The 9,891-nt window shown below is 48.2% G+C and carries 6 protein-coding genes and 3 pseudogenes; 2 read left to right on the top strand and 7 right to left on the bottom strand.

The annotated features are described in order from the left end of the window. Positions 1-460 precede the first annotated feature (460 nt). Both HLH21_RS16670 and HLH21_RS16665 read right to left on the bottom strand, forming a co-directional pair. Positions 461-4,267 carry a glycosyltransferase gene (locus HLH21_RS16670; protein WP_182944875.1) on the bottom strand — a complete coding sequence of 1,269 codons (3,807 nt, stop codon included), beginning with the start codon at positions 4,265-4,267 and terminating at the stop codon, positions 461-463. Positions 4,268-4,408: 141 nt separating this feature from the next. Further along, positions 4,409-4,909 (bottom strand): tetratricopeptide repeat protein, encoded by a 501-nt coding sequence (locus tag HLH21_RS16665; protein ID WP_182944874.1) that lies wholly within the window; start codon positions 4,907-4,909, stop codon positions 4,409-4,411. Between the two features lie 282 nt (positions 4,910-5,191). Here HLH21_RS16665 and HLH21_RS16660 point away from each other — a divergent pair. After that, positions 5,192-6,092: pseudogene (locus HLH21_RS16660) on the top strand (IS3 family transposase). On the opposite strand, the gene HLH21_RS17285 reads toward HLH21_RS16660, so the two are convergent. From HLH21_RS17285 to HLH21_RS16640, 4 genes and pseudogenes are all read right to left on the bottom strand, one after another. Continuing rightward, complete coding sequence (locus tag HLH21_RS17285) at positions 6,043-6,186, bottom strand: integrase core domain-containing protein (RefSeq protein WP_373319671.1); 144 nt, start codon at positions 6,184-6,186, stop codon at positions 6,043-6,045. The pseudogene HLH21_RS16660 and the gene HLH21_RS17285 overlap by 50 nt on opposite strands. 191 nt (positions 6,187-6,377) lie before the next feature. Further along, entirely contained in the window at positions 6,378-6,542 is a 165-nt protein-coding gene (locus HLH21_RS17280) for a hypothetical protein (protein ID WP_220789873.1), read from the bottom strand. A gap of 76 nt (positions 6,543-6,618) precedes the next feature. Continuing rightward, positions 6,619-7,118: pseudogene (locus HLH21_RS16645) on the bottom strand (transposase); the annotation flags it as partial. Positions 7,119-7,179: 61 nt separating this feature from the next. Beyond that, entirely contained in the window at positions 7,180-8,079 is a 900-nt protein-coding gene (locus HLH21_RS16640; RefSeq protein ID WP_182944872.1) for a glycosyltransferase family 32 protein, read from the bottom strand. Positions 8,080-8,433: 354 nt separating this feature from the next. Here HLH21_RS16640 and HLH21_RS16635 point away from each other — a divergent pair. Further along, positions 8,434-8,670 (top strand): annotated as a pseudogene (locus HLH21_RS16635) (IS66 family transposase); the annotation flags it as partial. A 211-nt stretch (positions 8,671-8,881) separates the two neighbouring features. Here HLH21_RS16635 and HLH21_RS16630 read toward each other — a convergent pair. Then, entirely contained in the window at positions 8,882-9,535 is a 654-nt protein-coding gene (locus tag HLH21_RS16630; protein WP_182944871.1) for a hypothetical protein, read from the bottom strand. Positions 9,536-9,891 lie beyond the last annotated feature (356 nt).

Raw genomic sequence — 9,891 nt, 5'->3', positions numbered from 1 at the left:
TCGACGCCGCCTGTTCCGCTTGGAATAATTTTGCCGCCCTGCCTGACACCATCCGGTCGATCGGACTCAGAAAGTGGGCTCACACAGGTCTGTATCTATAACCGTTGGTATTACGTGCCCTCATTGCTCAGAGGGGCGCAGAAGCGGTCATTCCTTGCAATTCGACCCGAAAGGTCATCATCTCGCACGATGCCAGGGCCTACAGGCTGCGTAATCGTATCGAGCGGTGCTTCAACCGCCTCAAGCACTTCCGACGCTTCGCCACTCGATATGATCGACGCACCATCCATTTCCTCGGCTTCGTTCACCTCGCCTCAGCCATGATCTGGATGGCCTGAATGTCGATCGGTCCTAGGGCTTGGCCGTGAACGCAAGCCTTAGCACTTTTTCAATGACTTTGCTTTGGGAGGGAGGCTGTCGGTCATACCTTCGACCTCAAACCTCTCCACAACTATACCAACTACCTTGCCGCACCGGTCTGCGATGCACAATGATCGGAAGTTAATTTATAATTTTCGTCTTTTTCTGCACATATATTCAAATAATGCTTTGACGAAAATATGCGATCAATGAGAATTTCAGTCGCCTCCTTCCATGTGTAAATTCGCCTTCCGTTCGATTCGGGCACCTTCCCACGTGTATAGAGGGCAATCCACTCCTTCAAGCGTCTCGCCGTGTCGTCGGGGTTCGACTCCGAGAAATAAAAGGCGTCATCCCCCGCTACTTCTCTAAAGACCGGAATATCGCGGGCTATCAACGGTTTACCATGCTTGATTGCTTCCACAATCGGTAGCCCGAACCCTTCTCCCTCTGAAGCGGCGATCAAGGCCGTCGAAGCTTCGTAGAGTCTTTCCAAGAACTCATCTGATATACCGTCGAACCAGAACAGGCTCTTGTCGTATTGAGGGGCCCCCTTAAGCTCGGTACAGAACTCGTCCATCATCCAACCTTTTTTTCCGACGATGACCAAGTTTACATTCGCGCCTTCGCGCCACAACCGGCGCATCGCCTCAAATATCTGACGATGCCCTTTCCGGGGCTCAATTGTTCCAACCATCAGAAACGTAACGTTGCCCTGAATTTTCTGCAGAGCACTTAAACCATTTTCCGGCACACCTTGCGAAGGTAAACTCGCTGCAATATCTGCTGCCAAGGGAAAGTAATCTACTGCAACATCATGATCTAACGTTGGGTCCATAGCGTCGGCAAAAAAGGCAACCTGTTGAGCTGTTGTCTGAGAAACGCAAACCAGTTGGTCAGAAATTCTAAGCGCACATTGAAACCAACGCTGCATAAGCATTTCCATAAAATCAGGAAAAAACTGCGGTTGCTCCAAAGGCAGAAGATCATGCACGCAGATAATGGACCTTCCTCCATTTCGACGAAAATCAGCTAGAAAACCTTCGATGTTCATAAGCCGGTCAGGAACCCAGTCGATCGATAGATAGATATCACCTTCGTCGTAATCGACGGGACTATCCGGATAAACCCAGCTTGGAATATCAAACGTATGCGTATTGAACTGACGAGCATAGCGAAGTTGATGTCCGTCCATTCTTACGGGTTCGATCCGAAAACCTTCTGGCGGGGATTCTATCAGATTAGCCAAAATGCCGCGGACCACGCGTTGTATACCTGTCTTTGCATCAGATTCAGCTAATACGGTAACATCATAAAGAATCTGCCGAAGGCGCAATTTAGGTGTTGCAAAGTTCATCGCAACTGCCATCCGATCAAAATCATCATCAGAGGGCACTACAGGCGCATTAAAATCGGCCAGCGCTTGAATTACGTTCTGGTCACTCGCGCGTTTACGCATTTCGCGTGAATTAAAGAACTCTACAAATTTCCGAGAAACCGCATTTGGGGCGTGAATTTTATCAATATAGCTCATTCCATTAACGGAATTTTCTTTAAAGACTCCCTGATCTTCAGAAAATTTTTCAAAAATATTTTGCAGAGACGTAAATATCCTATCACGACCAAAAGTCACTACAATACTTTTGGGTAGTTCGGTGAACGGCCCATCCCCATCGATGACAACCGGTACCCCCGCGGACAAGGCATCGAGCACAGTCCCCGAAGTCTCGCCTCTAGATTCCTTGCGCAGTTGCACAGCAAGGTCGGCAGCATCGAGGTAGCATTGATAGAGTTCATCAGAAGCATAGCCGGTAATATGAATATTATTTTTTTCGCAGAGACTTTTTAACTGATTTCCGTAATCCGACTGCTCGATACTTCCGATTAAAACCAATCGCGCGTTAGGGAGGTGAGAAATTGTCGACGCAAGCCATGCGTTAACGATCTCATCAGTTCGTTTTCTTATAGTAATATGACCGAATGAACAAACGAGGATGTCATCCTTTGTTAAGGACAACTTAGCGCGCGCGATGTCACGCGACTTGGAACCCCGCACAAGCTTCAGATGCGGTATCACCGTCATCCGATCTGCGACGCTAGGGCCGTACAATTTTTTGGCAGCATGTATCGCCCATGAAGAATGAACAATCACGCCTAATGCGTTCTCGAACACCGGAGCATTACAAGCGAATTTGGTGACCGCAAACTGACGTCCATTACGCCGCTCCTCTAATAACGCCGTCGCGCCGTGGGTCTTATACAGAACACGAAAAAAGTCTTCGTATGGCATAACTCCCGTATTGCTGGCCCAATCAAAAAAATCGCTCAAAAAGAAATCGTGTAGAATTACAAACCCAGGATAGTTTTCCAACAAAGGAATCATATAAGATGTTAGAGAGTTATTACCCACAGAATATATTACGACATCATAAGATCGATAATTTCTTTTAAAAAACTCTACGTCACGCAGAGTGAAATTCGCCAGTATCCACTCGTCCTTAACCTCTTCGCCAGGAACACCAAGACACTCTATTTCATAATGGCAAGCCAGTTCTTTAAGAAGCTGAGCCGAATAGGTAGCTATGCCCGATTCCACCCCCGGCAGAGGAGAAATAAATGCCATACGCTTTTTACGCTTGGCTTCTAGCTGCGACAGACCTTGGAAGTAGTGTAATTTTTCAAGCGGTTGGGCGGCCTTCGTGTTTTCAAAGGCAGCAATCGCAATCTGCGCCGACCTGTCCCAAGTCAGAGTCGCGGCCCGTGCCAGACCTTTTTCGCGGATGTCATGCACATATTCGGGGAGATCGATGATGTTCTGTAATTTCTGCGTAAGGTCAAGCGGTTGATAGGGATCAAACGTCATTTCCGAGTGACCAACCACTTCTGGAAGGCTCGTAGCGTTTGCAACAAACGTTGGCGCTCCACATGCCATCCCCTCAAGAGCGGGCAATCCAAAACCCTCATGAGTTGAAGGAAAGAGAACCGCATCGCAAGTCTGGTACAGCTCGACAAGTTCTTTTTCGGATACGAATTGGCAGAAGCGTAGCGACGAAGCGTTCACTCCGTTTCGTGCAGCAGCAATCTTCAGTCGAGCAATTTCTTCCGGAAATAAGCGTCCCGCAAAGACGATCTGATAGTTCTGCGCTTTCTGTCCTTGTAACTTGGAAACCGCCTGGAAAATGTATTCAACATTCTTTCGCGGATCAACCGACCCGACATGTAGAAAAAACCGCCGCATAATATCGAATTTTCTTCGGACGTCGGCGTTATAAGCATCACTTGATCGCGCAGGCCGAAAATCAGATTCTACGCCTGCGGACATGACGACCACCCTGTCCTCGGGTATCGCAAGATGGTCAACAGCTTCTCGTTTGGAATGTTCAGAGACAGAGAGTAAGAGGTCGGCACGCTTCAAGAACTGGGCACGCCGATACCAGTGCCGGCGAGGGCGCAGTTCAGATAAATAACGCTTAGGATCCAAAAGTGGGATCAAGTCGTGGAGCGTTACTGCAGTTATATAATTCGCATCAAGTTTTCCAATAGACGTCACCGCATCATCTACATATCCTTCAAATAAAGAAGACATGTGCAGGATATCGGGATTCAAGCGCGCGATGACATGTTCGCGAATATATTCCGCAGCGAGCGTGCGCCATCCATTTTCGGGATCTCGCTCAGCGGTTCCTCCCGGTGTCTGAAAGATATGGATGTTATCACGCGGAAGGGCCTGAGAATACTTTCTGTATAGTTCCTCACGAGACTCATGTAGACGGTGATTCAGAAGAATATGAACATCATGCGGCCCAGCATTTCTGATAATCGCATCAGCAAGAGACGCGGTTTGACGTCCAATTCCTCGAAAGCGACTCTCAGTCTGAGCCCCTTGTATATCCAGCAAAATCTTCATAATACTCCCCGATAAAAGACTCTTAATTTAAGAGATAATTCTCAAAAAAAACTACTTGTATGTAATATTTATTATTCACATCCGACACACTCCGTAAATAATAGAATTGTTTAGAAATCGCACTCGGGTTTTAGTCATTCTTCAGGATGGGCGATATTGAAGTTCTGTACGGAAATGGCGAAGCACCGCCTCTTCTGGAAAAGAGACCGAAGGAACTCCTAGATCATCATGCTGCCTATCAGTAGATTCGGTTCCACCTACGATTGCATTTACAAATAGCAGTTCACGATGGGCAGGATTATTATCATTTCCATCAAGCTCAATCGAATGAGAATACCATTTTTTTGCGTTATCAAAATCGCCTTGTAGCTTCAAAAGATGTCCAAGTTGCAGCGCAACATCTGCGCTACGATTCTCACTTTCCCATACCTGCATATAGGCCGTGTAAGCCTTTTCGTAGTTCCTTGAATCTTTTAAGGAATTGCCAAGCTGCATTAGCAGCGATGGCTTTGCCCCCCACTCGTCAATAATCTTTTGGTAAAGCCTAGCTGCTTCGGCAGACTTGCCTTGGTCACGATTCTCATCGGCCTGTACGATGAGGTGGCGTCTTCGCCTAAACAAACGTGAGAATAGATCAACCAAGTTTTTTTCCTTCTAACGGTGTGCTTTTCGGGACATAATACCGTCATCTTGTGGCACCGCAATGCTGTACCGTCTCCGGGAAATGACACTCTTTATCGGAAGCCTGAGCAGCCTACCGGTAGTCCGGTGTGCGGCGCGTCGTCCAAGACTCCCAAGTCCGGAAACCTTGAATCACGTCAAATCGCCATTGCAAATGGCTCTGTTGTCGTTACGTGTTGTGACCTGTTGTGGAGAATTTCCTCCGATTTGAAATAGAGTCTGGCCCATTGAGAGGACAGACTGATGAAGCGCAGCCGTTTCAGCGAAGATCAGATCATTGGCATCCTGAAGGAACAGGAAGCCGGAAGCAGGACGGCGGATGTGTGCCGCCGTCATGGCGTCAGCGAGGCGACGTTTTACAAATGGAAGGCCAAATATGGAGGGCTGGAGGTGTCTGAGGCCAGGCGGCTGAAGGCGCTGGAGGACGAGAACGCGCGGCTGAAGAAACTGCTGGCGGAGTCCGTTCTGAACGAGGCGGCGCTGCGCGAGCTTCTGGGAAAAAAAATGGTAGGGCCCGCCACCAGGATCGGCACGCGCGCGCCGATCCTGGTGGCGGCCCGACCGAATGCCCCGCTGGTCCCTGGATTTCGTTGACGACCAGTTGGATAACGGGAGACGCTTCCGCGTGCTCAATATCGTTGATGACGTGACCCGGGAATGTCTGGCGGCCATGCCGGACACTTCCATCTCCGGTGCACGGGTCGTGCGCGAATTGACGGTGCTGATGGTCCAGCATGGCAAGCCGGCGATGATCGTATCCGACAACGGTACTGAACTGACCGCGAATGTCGTGCTGAAATGGGCACAGGATCATGGCGTGCAATGGCACTATATCGCCCCCGGCCGGCCCATGCAGAACGGTTATGTAGAGAGCTTCAATGGCCGGATGCATGACGAACTGCTGAACGAGACGGTCTTTACCAGCATAGCTCAGGCCCGCGCCGTCATTTCTGCCTGGAAAACCGATTACAATACCACCAGGCCGCATTCGGCCTTGGGATATCAGACCCCGGCGGCGCATGCCGCGACGCTCAAGGCAATGGGGCCTGGATCTCCGCCCGTCCCGGGCTCCGATCCTGGCCCCATTGCACACCCTACAACCAAGGGCTTAACTTTCCCTGAGGCTCTACTTTCCGTTGGATGAAAGTTCCACAGCAGGTCAGCTCGTTCGGATATTCGTCGCAGAACCGGCCGTTGCAACTCTCGATAAACCCGTTCTGCTGCGGCTTTCCCAGCACGATATAATGCCACAGCACCACGCGCTTCTCCTGTCAGGCCGATCATGCCATCTCCGCGATCCGTATGATCCGCGCCAGCAATGCGTCTCCAGGATCGCCCGTAACGCCGATCGACCGGCCATTATGCAACAGGATTTCCACCCGGCCAGGACGGGTTGCACCGCAAGGCCTTGACGGGACGGTCTTGTCGTTCACCCGCTCGAGCGGGAGAAAATGCGCACCGTGATCGCCAGCAGGGGGAGCGCTGACGCAGCCAGCGCCGCCAATTGGTAGAGATGCTGCCGTGTCAGGTCGTGACGGCGGGCCATATCCGATACCGTCGCCCCGTCCACCCCAACTTCGGATAGAACCCGCATCTTCTGTTCATCGGACCAACGCCACCGACGCTCCACGCCAATTAGCAACCACGCAATCCGATCATGAGGCGGTCATGAGCGGCCGGTTACGATACAGCGGGAACAGCTTCTTATGGTTCATCGCCATCCCTTCTCGGCCGAGCAGGATATGCAGGCGCCGGTAGCCGAACCGCCGACATTCTGCGGCCAACGCGCGCAGGCGCACCCGTGCCGCCTCTTCGGCCGGACGGCATGACGCATACCGCCAAGTCGGATCCATACCGATCAGCCAACAGGCGCGTCGCTGCGAGTAATCCTTCTCCCGAATCGCCCAGATCACGGCATCTCGCTGCAAACCGGGCATCACGAGTTTTTTTACCAGCAGTTCCTTGAGCGTCGAGATTTCCATGACGTTCTCGGCCAGGAGTCGCTTCAGCTTGGCGTTCTCCTCTTCCAGAGCCTTGAGCCGCCGGGCCTTCGACACCTCCATCCCGTCATATTTCGAGCGCCACGTGTAGAAGGTCGCATCGCTGATCCCGTGCTTGCGGCACAGATCCGCAGCCGTCGCCCCCCCTGATGCCCCTTCAGGATGCCGATAACCTGTTGCTGCGTGACACGTGCTTTCTTCGTCGTCCGTCTCCAGTAGACGGACCTTACTTTAAATCGCGGGCATTTCAGGGGGCAGGGTCACGTCTTCATTCCTCCAATTTCTGCGATCTCTTTTGTATGAAAGCTCTTCTTCGCTTCCTGTTCTCGCGTATGCATTCCAATCAATACCAATAACATTATGTGCCTGTTCTCCAGAAGCCCCACTTTTCAGAAAACTCATTACTACACTTGAAGAAAGATTGGACGGACCAGTGGAGTCATGTATTCCTATTTTTTTTGCTGCTCCTGACAAAATCAAATTTTTTGCTCTCATTATTGACAGCAGTATAATATTATTCCTCTTTGACGAAATTATCGGCGCGTTATTGAAATACACTTCAGATTTCGGAAATTTTTTGTGATTTTCGACAAAATTCTCAAAAAAGATCGGCTGAAACAAACCGTCTACCCAGCCTGTCATGAATGGATGAAGCATAATAACATTATTATTTTCCAAATTAAATATAGGAAGATCTTTTATTGGAAGCTCATCTGCATCAATATAAATTCCTCCATTAATATACAGATAACATAACCGAAAAAAGTCACTTCGCATTGCGGGATGATAACATTTTAGAAATGCCTCTAAGAATTCACTTACAAAGTTTTCCTCAATAAAATTTTTTGCTGTTTCCATATTATATCTTTTATAATTGTGCCCATAAATATTTTTCCATGAATTCATAAAAATTTCAACGTCAGGAGGAATATTTTCATCATCCCAATATTGAATAACATCGTAATTTATAGAACTCCCTAAAAACAAATTTATTTTTTTTGCACTATTTTTTACCAATTCAGATAATACTCCATAGTATATTGACCTAGATTTATTGAATATGTCATCGAACATATCAACCCATACGTTTAAATCGCTATTCCCAGAAACTTTATATTTTTTGTCGCTCATTTTTATTTTAATCCTTATTTTATGTTTTCTATTTTTTAGGAATATTACAGATATACCTTATTGTTGGGACTTTAAGTCTACGACAAAATTGGCATAAAGCCCCGATTCGGTCCATATTTTTTGATAATAAAACAAATTTATTGTCCTGATTCTGAGGTTTCGCTGATTTTTGCGTTATGGAGGCAAAATCGCTTGACGACCTATAGGACGTCGTCACTGAACAACGCCTCGCACACGAAATTCCTGACAGTCCCCCCTGCTCAACGCTGGATTGGATCACCATGATGGACTGCACCTGCACGTGACGGCCAGGATGGACCTTGGTCGTAACTGTTCAAACAGATCAAGGCTTGACGGACGAAATTCTTCGTCTTCCTCACCAACCGCGATATCCCGGCGACCAATAATATTTCCGAGCGGGAAATCCGTCCCTCGGTCGTCTTCCGCAAGGTCACCAATGGTTTTCGATCGGACTGGGGCGCACAAATCCACGCTGGCTATCGCTCCGTTACCGGAACCGCACGCCTCACCGAAAAATCCGCCCTCGATGCTATCCGCGATCTCGTCGACGGCAAATTCGCACTCGCCTGATCGGCACTTCAACGACCAACCACGTGAGCAGTTACCCAGCATACTTCATATCGTCGCGACGAAACTGCGCGCAGATGATTTCAGCTCAGGGCCACTGGGATTTCATCAGGCTGAAATCACTCAACTCATTTCCGGTCAGCTTCTGAGAAGGCACGGCACATTACTTTGATTTCGACTCAGCACCAATGTCCAATTTAACAAATACCGAATCTCATTTTTTATGCCGGTTCGGATCAAGTTCCCACACATCGTAGCCCGATATCTCTGCGGTTATGTTTCTACTAACAATCATATTCCACAATATGTGCTCTGGTATTTCGGAATTCGAAATTAATTCTCGAAGATTTTCTAGAGATTCGTAATTCCACGAACTTAACATTGTTTTTGTATCAGAAATAGAAAATTGATCATTGATGAAACCACTATCGACGCCCGGTACATGTATAGTTTTATAAACCCCCTCCACAAACCAGCTTTCTAAACTTCCTCCGAGAGAAATTGACAAATCAGTCCTTGAGTGAACGATGAAATCGTAATTTCCATACGACGATATTAAATCCAACGAAACTTTTGACATGTAATATTGAAGAAAAACATTGTATGCGGTCTGCCCCCCGCTCAAATGAGTAGTCCTTAAATATTCATACACAAATTTCGCATCTGGTTTTTTTAAAAAAAATACATTCTCCACTTCATTTCCTCGAAGAAGATCATTTACTCCCAATACATCTTCCTTCCATGTCGACAGGAAGACATCAATGTCGTTAAATTTACTTTCAATCTCTTTCTTAATCACGCGCACTTTTGATAAAACAGCTTCTATATTTGGTCGAATTGGCCCACGCACCAATAACGCAATTTTCATCAAAATTCACCTGTCAACAGTCACGAACACTATCTTATAAACTTCCTCCCACTTTCAGTCGACCATTGAAATGGACTTGCCTGTGAGGATCATTGATAGCATCATTTTGGTTAGAAGAGATCGGTCCCGACCTGTCGCGGAACTTTCATCCATCCGAAAGCCGCCTGCTCATCGAACCTGTCCATAGAGGAAGAAGCCGCGTGTCTTGCATTCAGGCGACATACCCTGCTTCCCCTAGGACCGATTGAATAGCCCCTAGTTTTCTAGACGCCTTGAACATTCAAAATCTGCTGTTGTTCGAATTGCACGGGTGACAGCATCCCGTTCCTGACGTGCTTGCGCACCGGATTATAGAA

Origin of the sequence: Gluconacetobacter johannae, from assembly GCF_014174305.1 — a bacterium.
Classification (GTDB): domain Bacteria; phylum Pseudomonadota; class Alphaproteobacteria; order Acetobacterales; family Acetobacteraceae; genus Gluconacetobacter; species Gluconacetobacter johannae.
This window is presented reverse-complemented; position numbering and strand designations above follow the sequence as displayed.

Excerpts from the sequence above, each read along its gene's own strand:
- HLH21_RS16670 (WP_182944875.1), bottom strand. The coding sequence starts at position 4,267 with ATGAAGATTTTGCTGGATATACAAGGGGCTCAGACTGAGAGTCGCTTT.
- HLH21_RS17280 (WP_220789873.1), bottom strand. The coding sequence starts at position 6,542 with ATGCGGGTTCTATCCGAAGTTGGGGTGGACGGGGCGACGGTATCGGAT.
- HLH21_RS16640 (WP_182944872.1), bottom strand. The coding sequence starts at position 8,079 with ATGAGCGACAAAAAATATAAAGTTTCTGGGAATAGCGATTTAAACGTA.
- HLH21_RS16630 (WP_182944871.1), bottom strand. The coding sequence starts at position 9,535 with ATGAAAATTGCGTTATTGGTGCGTGGGCCAATTCGACCAAATATAGAA.